Genomic DNA, 23,493 nt, shown 5'->3' on the forward strand with positions numbered 1-23,493 from the left:
CGGTCGAAGCGGCGATGGCCCGGCGCGGCGGCAACGGTCTGGTCCTCGAACAATTTGATGAGGGCGCGTCATGAGCGTCCCCGTTCAGCCCAAATCAGCGCCGGTCAACAAAGCGGCGCTGGGTGCAGGCCTCTTGGCCAGCGCTGCCTATCATTTGTCATCATCGGTTACCGCATGGCTGTGCCTTGCGGCGGCCGCCCCGCTCGCGCTCGCGGCCGGCACGGGGCTGGTCAAGGATTACCGCTGCGCCGTAATCTCGAAAAGGCGGCGCGGGCCTCGGCGGACCACGGTACGGCGCGGCAGGCCAGTTGGGAGGAATTGACCGCGCGCGGCATGGACAATCCGGCCAGCGGCAATTTCCTGGGGCTCTATGAAAAAGTGGCCCCGGCCTTTGCGCCGCCGCGCACGCCGTTCTCGTTGATCGAGATGCCGCCCGGCGTCGGCAAAACTGTGAACTATGTGATGGGTTCGATTTTGCATCAGGCCCGGCTCGGCAAGTCGCTCTTCATTCCCGATGTCAAATGCGAGCTGGCACCCATGCTGGTCGGCGCTCTGCGCGACATGGGTATCGAGGTCTGGTGCATCAATCCGGCCGGCGCACATAAAGACCTGTGCGGCGATACGCCGCTCAACCTCTATCAGGCGGTGGTCGATGCCGCGCATGCACCGGATTCCTCCCGGCAGGACGCCATCAAGCTTGCCTTCGATCTGGCCGAACTGCACCTGCCGGAAAGCAAGGGCGGCGAAGACCGCAATGTGTATTTCCGCAACGGATCGCGGCGCTGCATCGCCATTGCGATATTGAGCCAGGCGCTCAGCGATCCGGCGCATTGCACGCCCTCGGACGTGTTCGCGCTGCTCAATGACCCGTCGGTTTTTCAAAAGCGGCTTTTATTCCTGCGCTTTGAGTTGGAGCGGCTTCTACCGGGTGATCCAATCGCACAGTTTCTCAAAACCGAAGCCGGCGGGCTGCTGTCGCTGTTTCGGGACAACCCGGAAAACGCCTCGTCCTTTCTCGAAGGCGCAACCCAGCGGCTGTTAACCTTTAATCAGGGCGGCCGCATGGCGGGATATGGCCGCGCGGCCAGTCACAATATCGCCGATATGCGCCATCGCCAGATCGTCGCCTTTGTGATGGCTCCGCTCTCCCACGCGCGGGAGTTCGCACCGGTGGTCTCGCTGCTCACCCATAGCTTGCTGGAAGCGGCAAAGCGCAAACCATCCGGTCATCCGGTTCATATCGTCGGCGAGGAAGCGCTCAATTTTCGCTTTGCCGATCTGGCCTCCGACATGGAGACCATGCGCGGCCTCAAAATCTCGGCGGACCTCTATATCCAATCCTTTGATGGCCTGATCCGCAAATACGGACGCGAGGCGGCAAGCGCCATCGAGTCCTATTGCGATGTGAAGATTTACGCGGGCCTGAATTCATTGGCACGGGCCAAGCATGTCTCCGACATGCTGGCCGAGTCCACCATTCGCCGGCAGGACTATTCCTTTAGGGCGGAAGTCAGCGACATCAATGTTTCCAGCCGGGAACTCGGCCGGCGGCTGATGACGCCCGATGAAGTCCTGGCGATGGACCGTGACAAGGCATGGGTGTTTGTGCGCGGCCTGCGCCCGGTGCTGCTCACCATGGTGGATTACGGACGCATCTCGCCCTGGCAAACGGAAGTGGCTGACAATCCGTTGGAAGGTGCAACGCTTTCCGGTGAGTCCCTCTTTGCCATCCGCTACTCGGCAGATGCAAAGCCGCAGCTCGACCGGAAGCGCAGGCCAAAATCCAAAACAGATCATCGATTTGTTTGGCCGGTGCGGCCCAAACATCTGCTCTGGCTGCCGCTTGTGCTGGCGCTGCTGCTGATTGATCCGAGCATCATACCGACGCCGCATATGCGCTTTGCGGGAACTTATTCCAGCACGTCCGCCGATCCGTATTTCCATCACTGCGATTATTTCGGGCTGCATTCGCGGCGCATTTCGCCGCCGGACGGACGCTGCCCGATCATCGCTTTCCTCACCTCGTTCTGAGCCGAATGGAGTCCCGTCATGTCCAACCGTTTCCGCCTCAATCTCGAAGCGCCGTTTCTGCAATCGGCAAGCCTTAGCCAGACTCTCACCAGCAGGGTCTCATATCAGCAGGCAGCGGCGAATGAAGTGCCGTTACAGCAAGGAACCGATGTCTTTCTGCGCCGACCATCGCCGCAGAGCCGTGCCAAGGGCATCGATTACACCGGCAAGACAATGGTCCGCTATATTGACGGCCTCGAAGCGCGCATACTCGCGCATATGCGCAAACATGCGCCGCACTGGCATAGACAAGAAACCGAGAAAATTTTGCGGAGATGGTCGGCGCCGCAGCTTCCGGCTCCCGCACCCCGCTGGGCTCCCCCTATCGACCGGCGCGCCGAAGCGAAGGATTACGCCGCTGCTCTCCTGAATGAGCGGCTACGGACGCGGATGGACAGGTTCGCCGAAATCCGTTCCGCCCGACTGATGAACGACGGTGATCGCCCACAGCTCCGCCGATCGTTTCGCATGAAGCAATAACCCGGATACGCTCGCTCGAAAACTTTCCGTGAGCACATGCAGCGCATCTTTTATTTGTCATAACTCAACTGATGGTTGTACAATTAAATAAGGGTAGAATAATGGACAAGAATTCCGATAATAATATCGCCGGAAGAAACGTCAAAGACGTATTCAACCGACCGGCCAAGCCCATCGTGGGCGTCGATGTCGAGAAATACAAGGTCTTCCTTGATGATCCGGCCCTGACTGAGACGCAAAAGGAAGAGTTCCTGCAAGCGCTCTGGTCGATCATCGTGACTTTTGTCGAGTTGGGGTTCGGCGTTCACCCGCTGCAAAGCGTTTATCAGCAGGACGATGAACACCCCGCCAAGCTTTTGGGCGAAGAGTTTGACAAGGCTGGGCAGAGCGATTCCAATGGTAAAAACAACAAGGATGGCGGCCTGCCGAACCGCCCGGAAATGGTATGAAAACACACGGAAAACACGACGAAATCGAAAAGGCGGTCATTTACTGCCGCGTGTCCAGCACCAAGCAGAAGATCGAAGGCAGCGGGCTGGAAAGCCAGGAACATCGCTGCCGCCAGTATGCGGACCTTCACGGCTATGATGTCGAAGCCGTGTTTCCTGATGATGCTTCGGGCGGCGGGGACTTTATAAACCGCCCCGGCATGGTCGCGCTGCTCAGCTATCTGGATGCGCAGCCGGGAAAGAATTACGTCGTTATCTTCGACGACCTCAAACGCTTTGCACGCGATACGGAATTCCACATCAAGCTGCGCCGGGAATTTGCAAAGCGCTGCGCGCGGATTGAATGCCTGAACTTCAAACTCGATGACTCGCCGGAAGGCAAGTTCGTGGAAACGATCTTTGCCGCGCAGGGCGAATTGGAGCGCGAACAAAACCGCCGTCAGGTCATCCAGAAGATGAAGGCGCGGATCGAGAAAGGCTATTGGGTCTTTCAGGCCCCAATCGGCTACCGGTACGTCTCTGACCGGGGTCACGGAAAAGTCCTTGCGCGTGACGAGCCGGTCGCCTCCATCCTTGCAGAAGCTCTTGAGGGCTATGCCTGCGGACATTTGCAGTCGCAGGCCGAAGTCAAACGCTTCCTTGAAGAAAGGCCGGAATTTCCCAAAGACACGCCGTCCGGCGAAATCCGCTGGCAGCGCATTCAACGGTATCTGACGCAAATCATCTATACCGGATATATCGAAGCCCCCAAATGGGACGTGTCCCTGCGGCAAGGGCATCATGAACCGCTCATCAGTCTCGAAAGCTTCGAGAAGATTCAAGAGCGCCTGAACGGTCGGGCCAAGGCTCCAGCGCGCAAGGACATCAACGAGGATTTCCCGCTGCGGGGCTTCGTGCTGTGCGATGACTGCGGCAACCCGATGACCTCGTGCTGGTCGAAAGGGCGCAACAAGCACTACCCGTACTATCTTTGCGATACGCGCGGCTGCGCAAGCAACCGCAAGTCGATCCCGCGTGACAGGATCGAAGACGGCTTCGCCGAAATACTGCAAAGCCTCCAGCCAACGCGCCAGCTCTTCACGCTGGCAAAAGGGATGTTCATCGACGCATGGAACATGTGGCTATCGGAGGCCCATCGCAGCAAGGATGAAATCACTCATCAGCTTCACAACGCAGACAAGCAAATCGGGACGCTGCTTGAGCGCGTCCTTGAGGCCGACAACGCAGCAGTCATCAAAGCCTATGAGGCCAAGATCGCAAAACTGGAACGTGAAAAGCTGTTTCTGTCCGAAAAAGCGTCCGCAATCATACCGCCGAAAGGCAGGCAGGGGGAGTTTATCGAACCGGCGCTGAGATTCTTGGCAAATCCTTGGAATCTATACGAAAATGGCAACCTGCTGTTCAAAAGAACGGTGCTTAGGCTGGCCTTTGCAGAGCCTTTGCGCTACTCGCTGAAATCAGGTTATCGAACCGCCAAAACTACCTTACCTTTCAAGCTGTTAGCGGACATCTCAACCTTAAAAAGCGAGATGGTGGAGCCAAGGGGAGTCGAACCCCTGACCTCTTGAATGCCATTCAAGCGCTCTCCCAACTGAGCTATGGCCCCACACTCCGGCGATATGGCCGGTCGCCGTCTCCGGCGAAGAGGTCCGGAAGGCCCGCCGGGCCAACCGTGTGGGCGGCTTCTAAACCCGCCCGGCGGGAAGATCAAGCCCCGATTTGCACCCCGCGCCACTTTTGACACGGGGCCGAAGCCATTCTTCCCGCGTGCGCTGAAAAATCAGCTCTCGTCGTCGTCGTCGCCGACGCCGATGAAGTCCTTCACATCATCGTCATCGTCGTCGTCGTCGTCATCGAGGAACGTGTCGTCCTCATCGTCGCCGAGGTCGACATCATCGTCATCATCATCATCGCCGTCGAGATCCGGGATCTCTGCCTTGTCGCTGGACGATGCCTCATCGTCGGCATCTTCGAGCGAGACGACCTCCGGTGCATCTTCCTCACCGTCCAGCTCTTTTTCCTCCACTTCGTCTTCTTCATCCATGGAGGTGTCGCCGCCGGCCTCGAAGAAGCTGCGCGGATAGGTCTGGCCCGTATAGGGCGAAACGATCGGGTCCTTGTTCAGGTCGTAGAATTTGCGGCCCGTCTCCGGGCAGATGCGTTTTGTTCCGAGTTCCGGTTTAGCCACCTTGCTGCCTCATCGTCTTGCGGTCGGCCCAGCCTGCGACGGCTCCATCGCGGCCGGCACCGGAAGCGCTTCCTGCCTTACTGAAAATTTCGGTCCCCATAACGGCAAGTCGCGCACCTGTCAAAGCCTAATACGCACCCTGGAAAGGCCTCTCCTCCCAAGGTCCGCTCTCTTTACAACCCCGACAGGGCCATCCGTCAACCGGGGGATGACCGACTATCCTCATCATGCTAGAGCGAGCAGGCAAAATCCTCGAATAATCTGCCGCCCGGCAGAACGCCTATCATCAGGGACCAGACAATGCATACGACCGAGCCGCGCCCCATGAGCGCCAGAAAATCAGACGCCCTTTCGGGCCGGGCCCGCGTGCCCGGCGACAAGTCGATTTCGCACCGGGCACTGATGTTTGGCGGCCTGGCGGCCGGCGAGACACGCATTACCGGCCTTCTGGAGGGCGAAGACGTGCTGCGCACGGGCGAAGCCATGAAGGCTATGGGCGCGACCATCGAGAAGCACGGCGATGAATGGATCGCCACCGGCACCGGCAACGGCGCCCTGCTCGAACCCAAAGAGCCGCTCGATTTCGGCAATGCCGGCACCGGCGTACGGCTGACCATGGGGCTTGTCGGCTCCTACGACATGACGACGCGCTTCATCGGCGATGCTTCGCTCTCCAAGCGCCCGATGGGCCGCGTTCTGGATCCCTTGAAGGAAATGGGCCTGCAGGTGGTTTCCGCCGAGCCGGGCGACCGTTTGCCCATCACGCTTCGCGGGCCGAAACATGCGGCGCCCATCACCTATCGGGTGCCGATGCCTTCCGCCCAGGTGAAATCGGCGGTGCTTCTTGCCGCGCTCAATACGGCCGGCGTCACTACGGTGATCGAACCCGTTGCCACCCGCGACCACACCGAAAAGATGCTGGCTGGCTTCGGTGCTACACTTGAGGTGGAGACCGACGCCGACGGTGCGCGCCACATCCGCATCGAGGGCCAGCCGAAACTCATCGGCCAGACCATTGCCGTTCCCGGCGACCCGTCTTCGGCTGCCTTCCCGCTCGTGGCCGCGCTCATCGTGCCGGGCTCGGAGGTGGTAATCGAAAACATGCTCATGAACCCGACGCGCACCGGGCTCGTCACCACGCTCATGGAGATGGGTGCGGACATCGAGATTCTCGACCGCCGCAATGAGGGCGGCGAGGATGTGGCGGATCTGCGCGTGCGCGGTTCCGAACTCAAGGGCGTGACCGTGCCGGAAGACCGCGCACCCTCCATGATCGATGAATATCCCGTGCTTGCCGTGGCGGCCTCCTTTGCCGAGGGCGACACGCTGATGCAGGGGCTGGAAGAGCTGCGCGTCAAGGAATCCGACCGGCTTTCGGCTGTCGCCGACGGGCTCAAGGCGAATGGTGTCGATTGCGAAGAGGGCGAGGCCTCGCTCAGGGTCACGGGCCGCCCTGGCGGCAAGGGGCTTGGCGGCGGCACGGTCCAGACGCATCTCGACCACCGCATTGCCATGAGCTTCCTCGTCATGGGCCTTGCGACCGAGAAACCCGTCACCATCGACGACCAGGCGATGATCGCCACCAGCTTTCCCGATTTTACCGCGCTCATGACGCGGCTGGGTGCAAAGCTGGCCTGACATTCGCATCGGATATGGGAGAGAGAAAAATGACTGCGCAGAAAGTTGCCATGATCGTCGGCGGCGGAAGCGGCATGGGTGCCGCCGCCGCCCGCAAGCTGGCCGAAAACGGCCATCAGGTCGCCGTCATGTCGTCCTCAGGCAAGGGCGAGGCGCTGGGCAAGGAGCTCGGCGGGCTGGGCTTCACCGGCTCAAACCTCTCCCCGGACGATCTCAAGCGCTTCACCGACGCGACGATGGAGCGCTTCGGCCGCATCGACGCGCTGGTGAACGGCGCCGGCCATGGGCCGAAGGGCGATGTGCTCGACATCTCCGACGAGGACTGGCACCGCGGCATGGATTTCTACCTGCTCAACGCGGTGCGGGCGACGCGACTAGTTACCCCCGTCATGCAGGCGCAGAAGTCGGGTTCCATCGTCAATATCTCCACCTATGCCACCTTCGAGCCGGAAGCGGCCTTTCCCACATCAGGCGTGTTCCGCGCCGGACTTGCCGCCTTCACCAAGCTCTTCTGCGACAAATACGCAGCCGAGGGCCTGCGCATGAACAATGTGCTGCCGGGCTTCATCGATTCGCTGCCGGAAAAGGAAGACCGCCGCTCGCGCATCCCCATGGGCCGCTATGGCACGGTGGAAGAGGTTGCCGAGCTCATCGCCTTCCTTGCTGACGAGAAATCCAGCTACATCACCGGGCAGAACATCCGCATCGATGGCGGCATCACGCGTTCGGTATGACGGGCATGAGCGGCAAACTCACCATTGCCATCGACGGGCCAGCCGCCTCCGGCAAGGGCACGCTCGCCCGGCGGCTGGCGGCGCATTACGGCCTGCGCCACCTCGACACCGGGCTCACCTATCGCGGTGTCGCCAGGGCGCTGATCGAAGCCGGCCAGCCGCTCGACGATGAGGCGATTGCCGAAAGGGCCGCCCGCGCGCTCGATCTCGGTGCACTCGACCGGGGCGTGCTGTCCGAGCACGGCATCGGTGAGGCGGCCTCGAAAGTGGCGGTCATGCCCAACGTGCGCAGGGCGCTGGTGGACAAGCAGCGCGCCTTTGCGAGCGCCCCGCCCGGTGCCGTGCTGGACGGGCGCGACATCGGCACGGTGGTGTGCCCCGATGCCGATGTGAAGCTCTATGTAATTGCAAGCGCCGAGGTGCGCGCCACCCGCCGCTGGCGCGAGATCGAGGCTGGTGGCGGCAGCGCCGCCTACACGGAAATCCTCGCCGATATCGAGCGTCGCGACGCCCGCGACATGGGCCGGGCGGACAGTCCGTTGAGGCCGGCAGACGATGCGCACTTGCTCGATACGAGTGAAATGGATATAGAAACGGCGTTCCTGGCGGCCTGCAGACTGGTGGATGCCACGCGGATCTCCGGGAACGAAGACTGAAAGAACCGTCTGCCACGCATTCTCTGCGCCGGATCTGCCGCTTCGCGCGGCGCCAGAGCGATCCGCTCGGATGCATGACCGACAAACGCAACACGAACCACCGGCGCTTTGCCCCGACTGAAACCGAAGGGGCTTTTCAGGAGCATCAATGTCAGAACTCAATCCGTCTCGCGATGATTTCGCGAGCCTTCTCGCAGAATCCTTCACCGAACGCGACGCCGCCGAAGGCTCCGTCGTAAAGGGCCTCGTCACCGCCATCGAAAAAGACATGGCGATCGTCGATGTCGGCCTCAAGGTCGAGGGACGTGTCCCGCTGAAGGAATTTGGCGCGAAGGGCAAGGAATCCGATCTCAAGGTCGGCGACGAAGTCGAAGTCTATGTCGAGCGCATCGAAAACGCGCTTGGCGAAGCCATGCTGAGCCGCGAGAAGGCACGCCGCGAGGAAAGCTGGGTCAAGCTGGAAGCGAAGTTCAACGCCGGCGAACGCGTTGAGGGCTTCATCTTCAACCAGGTCAAGGGCGGCTTCACCGTCGATCTGGACGGCGCCGTGGCCTTCCTGCCGCGTTCGCAGGTCGACATTCGTCCGATCCGCGACGTCACCCCGCTCATGCACACCCCGCAGCCCTTTGAAATCCTCAAGATGGACAAGCGCCGCGGCAACATCGTCGTGTCCCGCCGCACGGTTCTCGAAGAGAGCCGCGCCGAGCAGCGCTCCGAGATCGTCCAGAACCTCGAAGAGGGTCAGGTGGTCGAAGGCGTGGTCAAGAACATCACCGATTACGGTGCATTCGTGGACCTGGGCGGCATCGACGGCCTGCTGCACGTGACCGACATGGCATGGCGCCGTGTCAACCATCCGACCGAGATCCTCAACATCGGTCAGACGGTCAAGGTACAGATCATCCGCATCAACCAGGAAACCCACCGCATCTCGCTGGGCATGAAGCAGCTCGAGGCCGATCCGTGGGACGGCATCGGCGGCAAGTACCCGCTTGGCAAGAAGGTTCTGGGCCGCGTCACCAACATCACCGACTACGGTGCGTTTGTGGAGCTGGAGCCGGGCATCGAAGGCCTGATCCACGTTTCGGAAATGTCCTGGACGAAGAAGAACGTTCATCCGGGCAAGATCCTCTCCACCACGCAGGAAGTCGAAGTGGTGGTGCTGGAAGTGGATCCGGTGAAGCGCCGCATCTCGCTCGGCCTCAAGCAGACGCTCGAGAATCCGTGGGAGGCATTCGCCCGCAACCACACCGTCGGCTCCGTTGTCGAGGGCGAGGTCAAGAACAAGACCGAGTTCGGCCTGTTCATCGGTCTCGATGGCGATGTGGACGGCATGGTTCACCTCTCCGATCTCGACTGGAACCGTCCGGGCGAGCAGGTGATCGAGGAGTACAACCGTGGCGACATGGTGAAGGCGCAGGTTCTCGACGTGGACGTTGAGAAAGAGCGCATTTCGCTCGGCATCAAGCAGCTTGGCCATGACGCCATTGGCGAAGCCGCCGCTTCCGGCGAGCTGCGCAAGGGTGCCGTGGTGACCTGTGAAGTGACCGACGTGAAAGACGGCGGCCTTGAGGTTCGCCTGGTCGATCACGATGTCGAAAGCTTCATCAAGCGCTCCGACCTGTCGCGTGACCGCGCCGAGCAGCGCCCCGAGCGCTTCTCCGTCGGCCAGAAGGTGGACGCCCGCGTCACCGTCTTCGACAAGAAGACCCGCCGCATCAGCGTCTCGATCAAGGCTCTGGAGATCGCGGAAGAGAAGGAAGCCGTGGCACAGTTCGGTTCCACCGACTCCGGCGCCTCCCTCGGCGACATCCTCGGCGCAGCCCTGAAGAACAAGGGCGGCGACGACGAATAAGCCTCTGCGGCTTTATCGGACGAGAATGAAAGACCCCGCCGGAGCGATCCGGCGGGGTTTTTGATGATGGGGGGACTGAAGCGGCTTGTGAATTGAGAAAGGATGCAAACAGCTGCTCAGTTCGGGATGGCGAACACTCAACGGTGCCCTTTAAAGATGAAGACTGGAGATCAAGCAAAGATCGGCCAACGGGTTCCTCACACCTCGAAAACAGTCAAGGTCGAAAAATGTCAACGAATGATTGCTCCGCATATGGGATGACATTAAAAAGCGTAGGATTGTTACGATTTAAGCTTACTGCTGGGTAGCTTCAACAAGAGCTGCAATAATCAATTTGCAGTCCGAATACATTGATTCAATCCCAGCCAAACCACGATTCTGATCTCCGCCGTGAGCTACCGAATTTCGTATGACATAAAGTGAAGCCAACGATGTCGCTAGCTGCTCGTTAGCGTCCAGTTTTTGTCGCAGTTTTTTGGACCAATCCGTGTCAAAACGATCCAAAAGTTGGCACATGGCTTCGCAATCGTAATTCGTTCCACGCTTGAAGTGAGCCTTAATAAACTTGAGAACGCGAGTATGGGCACGATTGCTCAGCCGCTCCAGTATTACGACTTCTACACACCGCTCCACATACCCGCAGGCTAGAACCGCCGCTAACTTTGATAAATCTGAGACCACCTCGTCGTCGGCGACCTTTTTTTTTGCTCGATGAAAAAACGCGTCCAACTTACGTTCGCGACTAGCAATTGCGTGCCGCATTTTAGATATCCGCGAAGGCAGCAGTCGACAACGAAATGCGCTTTTTGACATTCTCTTCGTCAGCTGTTGACCGCTCACATGCTTGACGGAACTCATCTACCTCAATGAGTTTGTCGTAGGCTGTACGAACGGCATCGTCACAAGGAATTGTCTGTTTCTCTAGCCGTCTTGCTAAGCCAACCATAACAGCGTCAAAAGCCGCGGCATTGAGCGCACGTATTATGCGGAACGCCCTACCACCAACTGCTGAGTTGATCTTGGAGATTGTCTTCTTGAAAACGGCATCCATTCTATCAAGATCCTCGACAGACCGTTTATTCATTTTCGCTGAAAACTTGTTCAGAAACCCATTCATTGGACGATTATAATTTTCGCCGTCTATGTATAGCGCAAAAAATCGGACGATAAGCTCCTCGTCCTTTGATCTATTATTTGGAGGTCCAAACACCTGACGCCAATCTGGGTAACTGTTTAGAGCCCGGATCCTATTTGTGAAAGGTCCCAAGCTGACGCAGTTTCGGATTTCCTGCGGCGAGAGGCGTATTCCACCTGTATTTATCCGCTCAAATACGAAATAAATGCTATCTAATACGTCCTCAGGTTTCTCCTGCTTAAAAATGGTCGCATGCACTATTGAATCATCAAGCTTCAGAATATCAGATGTGTCCAATGTGTTGTAGGTCTTTCCCAGCCAAGGCTCGCGCACACCCTGAAGTTTAAATTCCTTTCCACGCAATACTCCATCATAGAAAGCCTGAAGAGTCCGCAGCCTCTGCTGACCGTCTATAACTAAGTGCTCATTTGTTTCGGCTTCTTTGTATAGAAAGATACCAGGTACAGGTAACCCCATCAAAAGCGACTCGATGAATTTTGAAGCATGTTTAGGCGTCCAAACAAATTGGCGCTGAAACTCAGGTATGCGAAATGCTCCTCCACGCATGCGCTTAACCAAGCTGTCAACGGTATAATCTGCGCCGTAACTAGAAATTGAGAACTTGGACGTCCCGGGATTCTCTAGGAGAGCCTCATCTTCGATACCATCAGCAAGTGCCAAATCGTATTCGTCATGCGCTGCGCCATCATCGCGAAACGATTCTTTATTGTCCCCGGTCATTTGTTTTCCAGTTCCTATTATATCGGGCTCTCAACGACTATCAAATGAACTTACACCCAATTGCAAGTACTGTCGGATACATATCCAAAAAGCACGAATCTGGGCTGGTTTCCGAAGGTCACCCAGTTAATTTGCGTGAACACGTCCAATACGCTCAACTTTGCGTATATACAATTCCTTGGCTTCGATGACTGCGACTTGCGGGCAACGCCAAAACTTGGTGTCCCGGACGACGATGTCTTCGAGTAAAAACTAAGCCTTGGCTGTTGCCTCACCAGTGCGGCGGCTTGGTCACGGGCACATCGCCCGCCGTCTGCTCTTCCAGCTCCATGAAACGCTCCGAAAGCCTCTCGAGCTTCTTCTTCAGCGCTTCCGTCTCGCGCCATTGGCGCGTCAGCTCGGCGGAAAGCTCTTCGATGGTCTTTTCCTGCTCGGCGGCCAGGATTTCCAGCTTCGTGATGCGGTCTTCGCTCATGGCGCGCTTCTTTCTGCGGTTTCGGTGCATTCTCGCCTGCGGAAATTGACAAGCAAGGCCTGATTTGTCGAGAGTGCCTGAGGTGCCTTTCGCCCGGGCTGCCTTACGCCATGTCCTCCCGCACCGGTTGGCAGGCGGCGGGCCCGCGTGATAGGAATTTGACCAAACGATAAAAACGGGGAAGCGGGCCGCCGATGGCTGAAACGGCAATCGAGCTCAAGGGCATCAGCAAGAGCTTTGGCGCGGTTCATGCAAACCGCAACATCGATCTGAAAATCGAAGCCGGGACAATCCACGGCATTATCGGCGAAAACGGGGCCGGAAAATCGACCCTGATGTCGATCCTCTACGGCTTCTACCAGGCCGATCGCGGGCAGATCCATGTGGGCGGCAAAAAGGCCGCGATCAACACGCCGAGCGACGCCATCGCGCTGGGCATCGGCATGGTGCATCAGCACTTCATGCTGGTGCAGAATTTTTCCGTGCTGGAAAACGTGATCCTGGGGGCGGAAGGCGAGGCGCTGCTCAACACCTCGATCGCCAAGGCGCGCTCGGAGCTGGAGCGGCTGGAGCGCGACTACGGGCTGGAGGTGAACCCCGACGCCATCATCGAGGATCTGCCGGTGGGCCTGCAGCAGCGGGTGGAAATCCTCAAGGCGCTCTATCGCGGTGCCGATATCCTCATCCTCGACGAGCCGACCGGCGTTTTGACGCCGGCAGAGGCGGACCACCTTTTCCGCATTCTCGAACAGCTCAAGGAAGAGGGAAAAACCATCATCCTCATCACCCACAAGCTGCGCGAGATCATGGCGATCACCGACAATGTCTCGGTCATGCGGCAGGGCACGATGGTGGCAACCCGCAACACCGCCGAGACAAGCGTGGAGGAGTTGGCCGAGCTTATGGTGGGCAGGCGCGTGCTGCTTCAGGTGGAAAAGGGCGAGGCAAGCCCCGGCGAGGTGCTGCTTTCGGTGCGCAATCTCACCGTGAAGGATTCGCGCAGCGTCACCATGGTCGACAATGTGTCGCTCGATGTGCGCGCGGGCGAGATCGTCGGCATTGCCGGCGTGGCGGGCAATGGGCAGTCCCAGCTTCTCGATGCCATCACCGGCGTGCGCAGAGCCGTTTCCGGCACGGTGACGCTGGATGGCGAGCCGGTGGACCTGACAGGCGCGGCAGACCCCGCAGACCTGCGCGCGCGCGGCATGGCCCATGTGCCCGAAGACCGGCACCATGTGGGGCTCGTTCTGCCCTTTGAGGAAAACGAGAACGCCATGCTCGGCTATCACCGGCAGGCGAAATACCTCAACGGCCCCTTCCTCAACATCGAGGCGATCCGCGCCGATGCGCGCGAGAAGATCGAGAAATACGACATTCGCCCGCCCGACTGCCGGCTGAAGACGGCGAACTTCTCCGGCGGCAATCAGCAGAAGATCGTGCTGGCGCGCGAGATGGAGCAGGACCCCAAGGTGCTGATCGTCGGCCAGCCAACGCGCGGCGTTGATGTGGGCGCCATCGAGTTCATTCACAAAAGGCTGATCGACATGCGCGATCAGGGCAAGGCGGTGCTTCTGGTCTCGGTCGAGCTTGATGAAATCCGCTCGCTCTCCGATCGCATCCTGGTCATGTTCGCCGGCCGCGTGGTGGGCGAGCGCGGGCCCGAAACCAGCGAAAACGAGCTTGGCCTGCTCATGGCCGGCATCGAGGAGAAGGAGGCGGCGGAATGAGTGCGCCTTATGCGAAACTGCCCGCGTGGGCCGATTACGGGCTGATCCCGCTCATCAATCTTGCCGTCGCCTTTCTGGTGGCCGGGCTGGTGGTGATGCTGGTGGGAGAAAACCCCTTCCGCGCCGCCGCCATTCTGGTGGAAGGGGCGCTGGGTCGCGGGCAGAACATCGCCTACACGCTCTACTACGCAACGAGCTTCATCTTCACCGGGCTTGCCGTGGCCGTCGCCTTCCATTGCAGCCTGTTCAACATTGGCGGCGAGGGGCAGGCCTATGTGGGCGGGCTGGGCGTGGCGGTGGTCTGCCTCGCCTTCGACAGCATTCTGCCTGGTGGGTGGTGTTTCCGCTGGCCATTCTGGGCGCGGCGCTGTTCGGCGCGGCATGGGCCTTCATCCCGGCCTATTTCCAGGCAAAGCGCGGCTCGCATATCGTCATCACGACGATCATGTTCAATTTCATTGCCGCAAGCCTGATGGTCTATCTGCTGGTGAATGTGCTGAAGCCTGCCGGCGCGCAGGCACCGCAGACCCGCAATTTCCTTGAAGGCGGGCAATTGCCCAAGCTCAACTGGGTGCTGGAGGCGATGGGCTTTTCCATCCGCTCCGCACCGTTCAACCTCTCCTTCCTGCTGGCGCTTCTGGCGGCGTTTCTCGTCTGGGTGCTGATCTGGCGCACGCGGCTCGGCTATGAGATCCGCATGCGTGGTTTCAGCCCCAAGGCCGCGCGCTATGCCGGCGTCAGCGAAACGAAGATCATCATCATCACCATGCTCATCTCCGGCGCGCTTGCCGGCATGATGGCGCTCAACCCGGTGATGGGGGATCAGAACCGTTTGCAGATCGACTTCGTCACCGGGGCCGGCTTCGTCGGCATCGCCGTGGCGCTGATGGGGCGCTCGCATCCGGCGGGCATCGTGCCGGCGGCGATCCTCTTCGGCATGCTCTATCAGGGCGGTGCCGAGCTCGCCTTCGAGATGCCCAACATCTCGCGCGACATGATCGTCATCATTCAGGGTCTCGTCATCCTGTTCGCCGGCGCACTGGAGCACATGTTCCGGCCTTCGATACAGGCGCTTTTCGCCAGCCTAAGCCCGCGCTCGGCAGGCATAGAAGCGCAGCAGGGAGAGGGTGGCTGAGATGGATTTCTTTCATTCCCTGATCCTCGTTCTGGATTCGACGGTACGGTTATCCATACCGCTGCTTCTGGCGGCACTCGCCGGGCTCTGTTCGGAGCGGTCGGGCGTGTTCGACATCGGCCTCGAAGGCAAGATGCTGGCCGGCGCATTTGCTGCCGGCGCGGCGGCGGCCGTAACCGGCTCCGCCTGGGCCGGCCTTGGCGCGGCGATGCTGATCTCGGTCTTCCTGGCGCTTGTGCATGGCTTTGCCTCCATCACCCATCGCGGCAACCAGATCGTCTCGGGCGTTGCGATCAATTTCATTGCCGCAGGTTCCACTATCATTCTGGGGCAGGCCTGGTTCCGGCAGGGCGGGCGCACCCCCTCGCTGCCGGGCGATGCCCGGTTTGGCGCGATCGAACTGCCCTTTGCAGAGGCAGTGCGCGACGTGCCCATCCTGGGTGACATCTATTCCGAGCTCATCTCCGGCCATTCGCTGCTCACTTACGCGGCCTTCCTGCTCGTGCCCTTCACGTGGTGGGTGCTCTTCCGCACGCGTTTCGGCCTCAGGCTGCGGGCGGTGGGTGAAAACCCGGCAGCGGTCGACACGGCGGGCATCTCCGTCTCATGGCTGCGCTATCGCGCCGTCATCTGCACCGGCATCCTCACCGGCATGGCCGGAACCTATCTGTCTCTGGCGCAGAATGCCGGCTTCGTGAAGGACATGACGGCAGGCCGAGGCTTCATCGCGCTGGCCGCGCTCATCTTCGCCAAATGGAAGCCCGTGCCGGTGATGTTTGCCTGTCTTCTGTTCGGCTTTCTCGATGCGTTCGCAATCCGCATCCAGGGCACGCCCCTGCCGCTTGTCGGCCAGGTGCCGGTGCAATTCATGCAGGCCCTGCCCTATATCCTCACCGTGGTGCTTCTGGCCGGCTTTATCGGCAAGGCGGTGCCGCCGCGCGCCGGTGGCGTGCCCTATGTGAAGGAGCGGTGATGAGCGCCAGAGACCTCTTTTCCGCCGCCAGTGCGGCCATGAAAAACGCCTATGCCCCCTATTCGCGCTTTCCCGTGGGGGCCGCGGTCAGGACCGAGGCGGGCACCATCCATGCCGGCTGCAACATCGAGAACGCCTCCTATCCCGAAGGCTGGTGTGCGGAGACCACCGCGCTCGGCCATCTCGTCATGGCGGGTGGCGGCCGCGTAACCGAGATCGCCGTGGTGGCGGAGAAGATGCCGAAGATCATGCCCTGCGGTGGCTGCCGGCAGCGGCTGGCGGAATTCGCCACGGAAGATGCGGTGCTGCATCTGTGCGACACCAACGGCGTTTTGGAAACGGTGCCTTTTTCTGCGGTCTTTCCGCGCGGATTCAGCTTCGAGGATGGCAAATGAAACAGGCGGTCGATCGTCTGACGGAGCGGCTCAACGGGCTTGCCCCGCAGCTTGCGCTGGTGCTGGGCTCCGGGCTCGGCGGGCTTGTCAACGATGTGGACGATGCCGTGCGTATCTCCTATTCCGAGTTACCGGGCTTTCCGCAGAGCGGGGTCACCGGCCATGCGGGCGAGATCGTCGCCGGCCGGCTTTCCGGTACGCCGGTTTTGATGCTGGCGGGCCGCGCCCATTATTACGAGCACGGCGATCCCGCTGCCATGCGCCCGGCACTCGAAACCTTATGGGGCATAGGCATCACGCAGCTTATGCTCACCAATGCCGCCGGCTCTCTGCGTGAGGACATGCCGCCCGGTTCAGTCATGCTGATCGAGGATCACATCAATTTTTCGGGCGCCAACCCGTTGATCGGTGAAGGCAGCGACCGCCGGTTCGTAGGCATGAGCGAGGCCTATGACGCGGGCTTGCGCACAAGCCTTCAGAAAGCCGCACAGAAGACGGGCACGCAATTGCACAAGGGCGTCTATATGTGGTTCTCCGGCCCCACCTTCGAAACCCCGGCGGAAATCCGCATGGCGCGCACGCTGGGTGCCGATGCGGTCGGCATGTCGACGGTTCCCGAGGTCATTCTCTCGCGCTATCTCGGCCTTCGCGTCGCGGCCTGCTCTGTCATCACCAATCTCGGTGCCGGCATGAATGCGGGCGAGCTTTCGCATCAGGAAACGAAGGACATGGCGCCCATTGGCGGGCAGCGGCTCGCCACCATCCTCGGCCAGTTGTGCGCCGATGGCCTCCCAGCCAGCTGAGGGCGCGATGCTGCCGCAGGAGATCATCCGCAGAAAGCGCGACGGCAAGGCACTGACAGGCGAGGAAATCGCCGAGTTCGCCGACGGGCTGGCCGATGGCACATGGAGCGAAGGGCAGATCGCCGCTCTTGCCATGGCCATTTTCCTCAACGGTATGGATGCCTCGGAAGGTGCTGCCCTCACGCTCGCCATGCGCGATTCGGGCGCCGTGCTTGACTGGTCGGACCTGCCCGGCCCCGTGACCGACAAACATTCCACCGGTGGCGTGGGCGACAATGTCTCCCTCATGCTCGCCCCCATCGTGGCGGCCTGCGGAGCCTTCGTGCCGATGATCTCCGGGCGCGGCCTCGGCCACACCGGCGGCACGCTCGACAAAATGGATGCCATCCCCGGCTACACGAGCCGGCCGGGCCAGCAGCGCTTTGCCGAGACCGTGCGCCAGGTGGGTTGTGCGATCATCGGGCAGACAGCGGATCTGGCGCCGGCCGACAAACGCTTCTATGCCGTGCGCGACGTCACGGGCACCGTGGAATCGATCCCGCTCATCACCGCGTCGATCCTGTCGAAGAAGCTTGCCGCTGGCCTTTCCTCGCTGGTGCTCGATGTCAAATCAGGCAACGGTGCCTTCATGGACGATGCCCGGGCGGCGCGCAAACTCGCCGAAAATCTGGTGCGTGTCGCTGGCGAAGCCGGCCTTTCGGCCACCGCACTCGTCACCGACATGAACCAGCCGCTCGCCCCGGCTGCCGGCAACGCGGTTGAAGTTCTCAATGCCGTCGACTTCCTGACCGGCAGGAGACGTGGCCGGCGGCTGGAGGATGTCACACTTGCACTCGCCAGCGAAATGCTCCTTGCCTCCGGGATTGCCGCAACCACGCGCGAGGCATTCGACCGAGCTCATGATGCGCTGGAGAGTGGCCGCGCTGCCGAGCGGTTTGGCCAGATGGTATCCGCCCTCGGCGGACCGGCGGATTTCGTTGACAGCCCACAGAAGCACCTGCCCGGTGCGGAAATCATCCTGCCTGTTCCCGCCGAAAGGGACGGATTTGTCGGGGCGATCGATTCCCGCGCGGTCGGCATTGGCGTCATCGAGCTTGGCGGCGGGCGGCGCACGCCCGAAGACACGATCGACCATTCGGTCGGCCTGACCGGCCTTCTTCCCGTCGGTGCGGAAATGCGGCGTGGCGAGCCGATCTGCATGGTGCATGCATCATCCGAAGACGCCGCACAGCGCGCAGTACGTTCCGTGCGCAACGCCTATGATATTACTGAGACCAAGCCGCGCGCGCGCAAGACAATCCTGCGTCGCGTGACAGCCGAGGCCTGACAGCGCCTTCGGCTCCGCTTTGGATGTATCGCTATTGCTCGAGCACCAGAGCCCGATTTTCCACCTCAAAGCGCGAGAGGCGACCAAGAAAGCTCATGCCGATCAGCACCTTGTCCAGCGCCCGGTCGTCCAGCACAACGGCGTCGATGTTCTCGACATAGATGCGGCCTATCTGGAGGCTTTCTATCGCAGCGGCCGCAGCACGGACCTTTCCGTTGGCCGTATTCACCTCATATTTGAAATCGGACGGGCTCAGCTGGACACCGATCCGTCGGGCCGTTTCCCGATTGATCGCCACATAGGTCGCGCCCGTATCGATCATCGCGCTCATCTCGCGGCCATTCAGCTTGAAACGCCCCACGAAGTGACCGGTGTTGTCAGCCGCAATGCTGACCTTCTTGCCGAGGAGAACGGAGGTCTCACCGCGCATCATTGAAGCGCTGGAAGACGGGTGCGCGGCTGCAACCTCTTCTGGAGCGTCGTCCCCGCTTTCGGTCAGCGCCGCCTGCAGGAGGCCCCGGTAGAAATCCGGATTGCTCTGATAGAGGGCGGGAACGCCCGCTGCCGCGCCAACCACGACCCCCAGCATGATCATCTTGCGAAACATAGGTTCCTTCCAGCCTGCTTCCGGAAGAACCATAAGAAGAGCCGCCGATCATTCGCTTAACGGAAGCGACAACCGTCCCGGTTGGTTAAGTGCGGGTTACTTGGTGCCGTACATGCGGTCGCCGGCATCGCCGAGGCCAGGCACGATATAGCCCTTCTCGTTCAGGCATTCGTCTATCGAGGCCGTAAAGATCGGAACGTCCGGATGAGATTTCCGGAAATTGTCGACACCCTCCGGTGCGGCCAGCAGGCACAGGAAGCGCAGATTGGTGGCGCCACGCTCCTTGAGCTTGTCGACCGCGGCGATCGCGGAGTTGGCAGTCGCCAGCATCGGATCGACGACGATCACCAGCCGGTCGCCAAGATCGCTCGGTGCCTTGAAGAAATATTCAACCGCTTCCAGCGTCTCGTGATCGCGATACATGCCCACATGTGCCACGCGCGCCGCCGGCACGAGGTCCAGCATGCCATCGAGCAGTCCATTGCCGGCGCGCAGCACCGACGCGAAGACGAGCTTCTTGCCCTCAAGCGTCGGCGAATCGATGGGTTGAAGGGGTGTTTCTATTCGCTTGGTGGTCAGCTCCAGATCGCGCGTGACCTCATAGCAGAGCAAGAGCGAAATCTCGCGCAGAAGACGCCGGAAGCCAGCCGTCGATGTTTCCTTGTCGCGCATGATGGTGAGCTTGTGCTGGACAAGCGGATGGTCGACGACTGTCACGCCCTGCATATGATGTTCCCCGGATGCTGGTTTCTTGTTGCCGATACTAACCGCCCCACGCGTGTCCGCATACCGCAAGCCTCATTGAGCCACAGTTTTGTCGTCAAGAATGCCGAGCAGGCGTGTGCGGGTGGTTTCATCGACGAAGGCAGCCTCTATGGCCGTGCGCGTCAGGCTACGCAAGGTCGCATCGTCAAGGCCGAAATGCTCCCGCGCCACGTGATATTCATGGCCAAGCGAGGTGTGAAAATGGGGCGGATCATCCGAATTGAGCGTGACGCGACACCCCGCCTCGAGCAATTCTGGTAGAGGGTGACTGGCATAATCGGAAAAGACTTTCAGCACGATGTTGGAGACCGGACACACTTCCAGCACCACCCCTTCGCCGGCAAGCCGGCGCACCAGATCGGGATTTTCGATGGCGCGCACGCCATGACCGATGCGCGCCGGGCGAATGTGGTTCAGCGCTGCCTCCACACTCTCCCAACCACCGAACTCCCCCGCATGGACGGTCAGGCCGAGCCCCGCCTCGCGGGCGATCTCGAAAGCATGTTCGTAGTCACGCACATTGCCGAAACGCTCATCGCCGGCCATGCCGAAACCGGTCACCAGCCTATGCCCGCAGGCGGCGGCAAATCGGGCCGCATCCTCGACCGCACCCGCTCCGAAATGGCGCACGCCCGTTATAACGATCCGTCCCTCGATGCCCGTTGCCGCCCGCGCGCGCTCGATCCCCTCGCCCAGGGCATTTGTGTAGGCCATGCGCGAAAGCCCGGCGCGTTCGGCATGATCGGGCGAGGTGAATATCTCCGAGTAAACGGCTCCCTCGCGTGAAAGGCCCGTCAGATAATCCTCGGCCAGAAGCGCGTAATCTTCTTCGCTTCGGAAGAGGTTTGCCGCCGCGTCATAGGCTGCCAGAAAACTCGTGAAGTCGTACCAGTGATAGGCCCCGTCGCGCAGGAAATCCGATGTATCGACACCGTATTTGCGCGCCTGGGACAGAACGAGGTCGGGCGAGGCCGCGCCCTCGATATGACAGTGAAGCTCGGCTTTGGGGACCATGTGGACTCCGTTTTAACCAGTCCGCCGGCGCGGCTGTTCATCGCGCTTTTGACAATAGCGCCAGAAGCGGCAATGAGCTATGGTCCCGGCGATTTCGAAAGGGTGACAATGTCAGATCAGCGGACCACCGCCCATGGCGGCATGGAGACGGCCTACGGTTTTCGTCAGGTAGACGAAAACGAGAAGCAGGGTCTGGTCAACACTGTGTTCCACCGCGTTGCAAAACGCTACGACGTGATGAACGACCTGATGTCGGCAGGTCTGCACCGGGCCTGGAAGGATGCCATGATTTCATGGCTCGCCCCTTCAAAACAGCCGGGCTATCGCGCGCTGGATGTGGCTGGCGGTACGGGCGACATCGCCTTCCGCATCGTCGAGGCATCCCGCCGCAGCGCCGAGGTGACGGTTCTCGACATCAATGGCTCGATGCTGGAAGTCGGCCGCGAACGCGCCGAGAAGAAGGGCATTGCCGAAAACCTGACCTTTGTCGAAGCCAACGCTGAGGAACTGCCCTTCGAGGACAACAGTTTTGACGCCTATACGATTGCCTTTGGCATTCGCAATGTTCCACATATCGACCGAGCGCTAGACGAGGCCTTCCGCGTTCTGAAACCCGGCGGACGCTTTCTCTGCCTCGAGTTTTCCGAAGTCGAGATGCCCCTCCTCGACAAGTCTATGAGAACTGGTCCTTCCACGCCATTCCGCGCATCGGGCAGGCAGTGACGGGCGATGGCGAACCCTATCGCTACCTGATCGAATCCATCCGCAAGTTCCCCAACCAGCAGAACTTTGCCGCCATGATCACCGATGCGGGCTTTTCGCGCGTGACCTGGCGCAACTACACGGGCGGCATCGCCGCCCTGCACTCCGGCTGGAAGATTTGACGGCATATTCATGAGCACGGTCGGCGCATATCTGAGGCTTGCACGCGCGGGCTGGATTCTCGTTCGCGAAGGTGTGGTTGCAGCCATGCCCGGCGATCAGCTGGAAGGCATGCCGCGCTTTGGCTGGCGTGTCGCAAAGCTGATGTCACGGCGACGCTCGGCGCGGCGCGACCGACCTGAACGCCTTGCGCAGGCCGTGAACCGACTCGGCCCCTCCTATGTGAAGCTCGGCCAGTTCCTGGCGACGCGGCCCGATGTCGTCGGTCACGACATGGCCCGCGACCTCTCGCGCCTGCAAGACCGGATGGACACGTTTCCGGAAGCCCAGGCAAGGACAGCCATTGAGAGTTCGCTCGGTCTGCCCGTCGAAAAGCTCTTCGTCGAGTTCGACGGGCCGGTTGCTGCCGCGTCGATTGCGCAGGTGCATGAGGCCCGCGTCGATGCGGGCGAAGCCCGGCCCCGAAAGGTGGCCGTCAAGGTCATTCGGCCTGGCGTCAGGCGCCGCTTCCAGAACGATCTGGAAAGCTATTTTCTGGCCGCGCATCTGCAGGAGCGGTTCATGCCGTCCACGCGCCGTCTCAAGCCCGTGAAGGTGGCGGAGACGCTCGCGCAGGTGACAAAGATCGAGATGGATCTGCGACTGGAAGCCGCCGCCATTTCAGAGATACAGGAAAACACGAAGGACGATCCGGGCTTCCGCGTGCCTGCTGTCGACTGGCAGCGCACCGGCCGCGACGTGATGACGCTCGAATGGGTCAACGGCACGAAGATGTCGAACATCGACGCGCTGCGTGAGGCCGGCCACGACCTCGATGCGCTCGCCCGAACGCTGATCCAGTCCTTCCTGCGCCATACATTGCGCGACGGCTTCTTTCACGCCGACATGCATCCCGGCAACCTGTTTGTCGAGGATGACGGCACGATCGTTGCCGTCGATTTCGGCATCACCGGACGGATTGGACGCAAGGAGCGGCATTTCCTGGCCGAAATCCTCTACGGTTTCATTACCCGTGATTTCCGCCGGGTGGCGGAGGTGCATTTCGAGGCGGGCTATGTTCCCGCGCATCACGATGTCGCCGCGTTCGCGCAGGCGCTGCGGGCCATCGGCGAGCCGATCCACGGCCAGTCGGCCGAGACCATCTCCATGGCGCGGCTTCTGACGCTTCTCTTCGAAGTCACCGAGCTCTTCGACATGCAGACCCGGCCCGAGCTTCTGCTGCTGCAGAAAACCATGGTCGTGGTCGAGGGCGTCGCACGCACGCTCGATCCGCACTTCAACATGTGGAAGACGGCCGAGCCCGTCGTGTCCGACTGGATTGCCGCCAATCTCGGACCACGCGGCATGCTGAACGATGCCCGCGAGGGTGTGGGAGCGCTCGTCGCGCTCGTTCGCCAGGCCCCGGACCTGGCCGCCCGTACCGAGCGCCTCTCCCGCGAGATCG

General features: G+C 60.7%; 21 protein-coding genes, 1 tRNA gene and 2 pseudogenes. 16 read left to right on the forward strand and 8 right to left on the reverse strand.

Going from position 1 to position 23,493, the window contains the following annotated elements; all coding sequences use genetic code 11:
* Positions 1 to 318: 318 nt before the first annotated feature.
* From JCM21793_RS16910 to JCM21793_RS28880, 4 genes are all read left to right on the forward strand, one after another.
* The gene (locus JCM21793_RS16910) at positions 319 to 2,031 is read left to right on the forward strand and encodes a type IV secretory system conjugative DNA transfer family protein (protein ID WP_162175231.1); all 1,713 of its coding nucleotides are present in this window, start codon (positions 319 to 321) and stop codon (positions 2,029 to 2,031) included.
* Between the two features lie 18 nt (positions 2,032 to 2,049).
* On the forward strand, positions 2,050 to 2,550 hold the full coding sequence (locus JCM21793_RS16915) for a hypothetical protein (protein ID WP_025031116.1): 501 nt from the start codon (positions 2,050 to 2,052) through the stop codon (positions 2,548 to 2,550).
* A gap of 101 nt (positions 2,551 to 2,651) precedes the next feature.
* The gene (locus JCM21793_RS29310; protein WP_155983468.1) at positions 2,652 to 2,999 is read left to right on the forward strand and encodes a hypothetical protein; all 348 of its coding nucleotides are present in this window, start codon (positions 2,652 to 2,654) and stop codon (positions 2,997 to 2,999) included.
* Positions 2,996 to 4,567: a recombinase family protein gene (locus tag JCM21793_RS28880; protein ID WP_081784755.1), complete on the forward strand. Its 1,572-nt coding sequence runs from the start codon at positions 2,996 to 2,998 to the stop codon at positions 4,565 to 4,567. The genes JCM21793_RS29310 and JCM21793_RS28880 overlap by 4 nt, the downstream gene beginning before the upstream one ends.
* On the opposite strand, the gene JCM21793_RS16930 is transcribed toward JCM21793_RS28880, so the two are convergent.
* Both JCM21793_RS16930 and JCM21793_RS16935 read right to left on the reverse strand, forming a co-directional pair.
* Positions 4,530 to 4,605: transfer RNA gene (locus JCM21793_RS16930), tRNA-Ala, on the reverse strand. The genes JCM21793_RS28880 and JCM21793_RS16930 overlap by 38 nt on opposite strands.
* Positions 4,606 to 4,779: 174 nt before the next feature.
* On the reverse strand, positions 4,780 to 5,187 hold the full coding sequence (locus JCM21793_RS16935; RefSeq protein ID WP_025031119.1) for a TIGR02300 family protein: 408 nt from the start codon (positions 5,185 to 5,187) through the stop codon (positions 4,780 to 4,782).
* A 300-nt stretch (positions 5,188 to 5,487) separates the two neighbouring features.
* On the opposite strand from JCM21793_RS16935, the gene aroA reads away from it, so the two are divergent.
* The 4 genes from aroA to rpsA all read left to right on the forward strand — a co-directional run bounded on the left by aroA (position 5,488) and on the right by rpsA (position 10,070).
* Positions 5,488 to 6,825 carry a 3-phosphoshikimate 1-carboxyvinyltransferase gene (gene aroA / locus JCM21793_RS16945; RefSeq protein ID WP_025031120.1) on the forward strand — a complete coding sequence of 446 codons (1,338 nt, stop codon included), beginning with the start codon at positions 5,488 to 5,490 and terminating at the stop codon, positions 6,823 to 6,825.
* A gap of 29 nt (positions 6,826 to 6,854) precedes the next feature.
* Positions 6,855 to 7,559 carry an SDR family oxidoreductase gene (locus JCM21793_RS16950; RefSeq protein ID WP_025031121.1) on the forward strand — a complete coding sequence of 235 codons (705 nt, stop codon included), beginning with the start codon at positions 6,855 to 6,857 and terminating at the stop codon, positions 7,557 to 7,559.
* 5 nt (positions 7,560 to 7,564) lie between these two features.
* Positions 7,565 to 8,215 (forward strand): (d)CMP kinase, encoded by a 651-nt coding sequence (gene cmk / locus JCM21793_RS16955; RefSeq protein WP_025031122.1) that lies wholly within the window; start codon positions 7,565 to 7,567, stop codon positions 8,213 to 8,215.
* A gap of 148 nt (positions 8,216 to 8,363) precedes the next feature.
* Positions 8,364 to 10,070 (forward strand): 30S ribosomal protein S1, encoded by a 1,707-nt coding sequence (gene rpsA / locus JCM21793_RS16960; RefSeq protein ID WP_025031123.1) that lies wholly within the window; start codon positions 8,364 to 8,366, stop codon positions 10,068 to 10,070.
* 294 nt (positions 10,071 to 10,364) lie between these two features.
* Here the strand turns inward: rpsA and JCM21793_RS16965 are convergent, their stop codons facing one another.
* The 3 genes from JCM21793_RS16965 to JCM21793_RS16975 form a co-directional block, all read right to left on the reverse strand.
* Positions 10,365 to 10,832 carry a HEPN domain-containing protein gene (locus JCM21793_RS16965; RefSeq protein WP_025031124.1) on the reverse strand — a complete coding sequence of 156 codons (468 nt, stop codon included), beginning with the start codon at positions 10,830 to 10,832 and terminating at the stop codon, positions 10,365 to 10,367.
* Position 10,833: 1 nt separating this feature from the next.
* Complete coding sequence (locus tag JCM21793_RS16970) at positions 10,834 to 11,946, reverse strand: DUF262 domain-containing protein (RefSeq protein ID WP_025031125.1); 1,113 nt, start codon at positions 11,944 to 11,946, stop codon at positions 10,834 to 10,836.
* 271 nt (positions 11,947 to 12,217) lie between these two features.
* A complete protein-coding gene (locus JCM21793_RS16975; RefSeq protein WP_025031126.1) occupies positions 12,218 to 12,421 on the reverse strand; it encodes a SlyX family protein in 204 nt (67 codons plus the stop codon).
* 194 nt (positions 12,422 to 12,615) lie between these two features.
* On the opposite strand from JCM21793_RS16975, the gene JCM21793_RS16980 reads away from it, so the two are divergent.
* The 6 genes and pseudogenes from JCM21793_RS16980 (at position 12,616) to deoA (ending at position 18,781) form a co-directional block, all read left to right on the forward strand.
* Positions 12,616 to 14,148: an ABC transporter ATP-binding protein gene (locus JCM21793_RS16980; protein ID WP_025031127.1), complete on the forward strand. Its 1,533-nt coding sequence runs from the start codon at positions 12,616 to 12,618 to the stop codon at positions 14,146 to 14,148.
* Positions 14,145 to 15,283, forward strand: a pseudogene (locus tag JCM21793_RS26665) (ABC transporter permease). The gene JCM21793_RS16980 and the pseudogene JCM21793_RS26665 overlap by 4 nt, the downstream one beginning before the upstream one ends.
* A 1-nt stretch (position 15,284) precedes the next feature.
* Positions 15,285 to 16,256: an ABC transporter permease gene (locus JCM21793_RS16990; protein ID WP_025031128.1), complete on the forward strand. Its 972-nt coding sequence runs from the start codon at positions 15,285 to 15,287 to the stop codon at positions 16,254 to 16,256.
* Positions 16,256 to 16,651 (forward strand): cytidine deaminase, encoded by a 396-nt coding sequence (locus tag JCM21793_RS16995; protein ID WP_007010600.1) that lies wholly within the window; start codon positions 16,256 to 16,258, stop codon positions 16,649 to 16,651. Before JCM21793_RS16990 ends, JCM21793_RS16995 begins: the two co-directional genes overlap by 1 nt.
* Complete coding sequence (locus JCM21793_RS17000; protein WP_007010601.1) at positions 16,648 to 17,454, forward strand: purine-nucleoside phosphorylase; 807 nt, start codon at positions 16,648 to 16,650, stop codon at positions 17,452 to 17,454. Before JCM21793_RS16995 ends, JCM21793_RS17000 begins: the two co-directional genes overlap by 4 nt.
* Positions 17,455 to 17,461: 7 nt before the next feature.
* Entirely contained in the window at positions 17,462 to 18,781 is a 1,320-nt protein-coding gene (gene deoA / locus JCM21793_RS17005) for a thymidine phosphorylase (RefSeq protein WP_007010602.1), read from the forward strand.
* Between the two features lie 31 nt (positions 18,782 to 18,812).
* Here the strand turns inward: deoA and JCM21793_RS17010 are convergent, their stop codons facing one another.
* The 3 genes from JCM21793_RS17010 to JCM21793_RS17020 form a co-directional block, all read right to left on the reverse strand.
* Positions 18,813 to 19,388 carry a retropepsin-like aspartic protease family protein gene (locus JCM21793_RS17010; RefSeq protein WP_025031129.1) on the reverse strand — a complete coding sequence of 192 codons (576 nt, stop codon included), beginning with the start codon at positions 19,386 to 19,388 and terminating at the stop codon, positions 18,813 to 18,815.
* A 96-nt stretch (positions 19,389 to 19,484) separates the two neighbouring features.
* Positions 19,485 to 20,114: a uracil phosphoribosyltransferase gene (gene upp, locus JCM21793_RS17015; protein ID WP_025031130.1), complete on the reverse strand. Its 630-nt coding sequence runs from the start codon at positions 20,112 to 20,114 to the stop codon at positions 19,485 to 19,487.
* Positions 20,115 to 20,186: 72 nt separating this feature from the next.
* A complete protein-coding gene (locus tag JCM21793_RS17020) occupies positions 20,187 to 21,167 on the reverse strand; it encodes an adenosine deaminase (RefSeq protein ID WP_025031131.1) in 981 nt (326 codons plus the stop codon).
* A 108-nt stretch (positions 21,168 to 21,275) separates the two neighbouring features.
* On the opposite strand from JCM21793_RS17020, the pseudogene ubiE reads away from it, so the two are divergent.
* Positions 21,276 to 22,051 (forward strand): annotated as a pseudogene (ubiE, locus tag JCM21793_RS26670) (bifunctional demethylmenaquinone methyltransferase/2-methoxy-6-polyprenyl-1,4-benzoquinol methylase UbiE).
* A gap of 10 nt (positions 22,052 to 22,061) precedes the next feature.
* Positions 22,062 to 23,493 (forward strand): 2-polyprenylphenol 6-hydroxylase (gene ubiB / locus JCM21793_RS17030; protein WP_025031132.1); only part of this gene is annotated, 1,432 nt, incomplete at its 3' end.

It is taken from the genome of Nitratireductor aquibiodomus NL21 = JCM 21793 (assembly GCF_000615975.1).
Taxonomy (GTDB): domain Bacteria; phylum Pseudomonadota; class Alphaproteobacteria; order Rhizobiales; family Rhizobiaceae; genus Nitratireductor; species Nitratireductor aquibiodomus.

Excerpts from the sequence above, each read along its gene's own strand:
- JCM21793_RS16915 (WP_025031116.1), top strand. The coding sequence starts at position 2,050 with ATGTCCAACCGTTTCCGCCTCAATCTCGAAGCGCCGTTTCTGCAATCG.
- JCM21793_RS29310 (WP_155983468.1), top strand. The coding sequence starts at position 2,652 with ATGGACAAGAATTCCGATAATAATATCGCCGGAAGAAACGTCAAAGAC.
- JCM21793_RS28880 (WP_081784755.1), top strand. The coding sequence starts at position 2,996 with ATGAAAACACACGGAAAACACGACGAAATCGAAAAGGCGGTCATTTAC.
- aroA (WP_025031120.1), top strand. The coding sequence starts at position 5,488 with ATGCATACGACCGAGCCGCGCCCCATGAGCGCCAGAAAATCAGACGCC.
- JCM21793_RS16950 (WP_025031121.1), top strand. The coding sequence starts at position 6,855 with ATGACTGCGCAGAAAGTTGCCATGATCGTCGGCGGCGGAAGCGGCATG.
- cmk (WP_025031122.1), top strand. The coding sequence starts at position 7,565 with ATGAGCGGCAAACTCACCATTGCCATCGACGGGCCAGCCGCCTCCGGC.
- rpsA (WP_025031123.1), top strand. The coding sequence starts at position 8,364 with ATGTCAGAACTCAATCCGTCTCGCGATGATTTCGCGAGCCTTCTCGCA.
- JCM21793_RS16965 (WP_025031124.1), bottom strand. The coding sequence starts at position 10,832 with ATGCGGCACGCAATTGCTAGTCGCGAACGTAAGTTGGACGCGTTTTTT.
- JCM21793_RS16970 (WP_025031125.1), bottom strand. The coding sequence starts at position 11,946 with ATGACCGGGGACAATAAAGAATCGTTTCGCGATGATGGCGCAGCGCAT.
- JCM21793_RS16975 (WP_025031126.1), bottom strand. The coding sequence starts at position 12,421 with ATGAGCGAAGACCGCATCACGAAGCTGGAAATCCTGGCCGCCGAGCAG.
- JCM21793_RS16980 (WP_025031127.1), top strand. The coding sequence starts at position 12,616 with ATGGCTGAAACGGCAATCGAGCTCAAGGGCATCAGCAAGAGCTTTGGC.
- JCM21793_RS16990 (WP_025031128.1), top strand. The coding sequence starts at position 15,285 with ATGGATTTCTTTCATTCCCTGATCCTCGTTCTGGATTCGACGGTACGG.
- JCM21793_RS16995 (WP_007010600.1), top strand. The coding sequence starts at position 16,256 with ATGAGCGCCAGAGACCTCTTTTCCGCCGCCAGTGCGGCCATGAAAAAC.
- JCM21793_RS17000 (WP_007010601.1), top strand. The coding sequence starts at position 16,648 with ATGAAACAGGCGGTCGATCGTCTGACGGAGCGGCTCAACGGGCTTGCC.
- deoA (WP_007010602.1), top strand. The coding sequence starts at position 17,462 with ATGCTGCCGCAGGAGATCATCCGCAGAAAGCGCGACGGCAAGGCACTG.
- JCM21793_RS17010 (WP_025031129.1), bottom strand. The coding sequence starts at position 19,388 with ATGTTTCGCAAGATGATCATGCTGGGGGTCGTGGTTGGCGCGGCAGCG.
- upp (WP_025031130.1), bottom strand. The coding sequence starts at position 20,114 with ATGCAGGGCGTGACAGTCGTCGACCATCCGCTTGTCCAGCACAAGCTC.
- JCM21793_RS17020 (WP_025031131.1), bottom strand. The coding sequence starts at position 21,167 with ATGGTCCCCAAAGCCGAGCTTCACTGTCATATCGAGGGCGCGGCCTCG.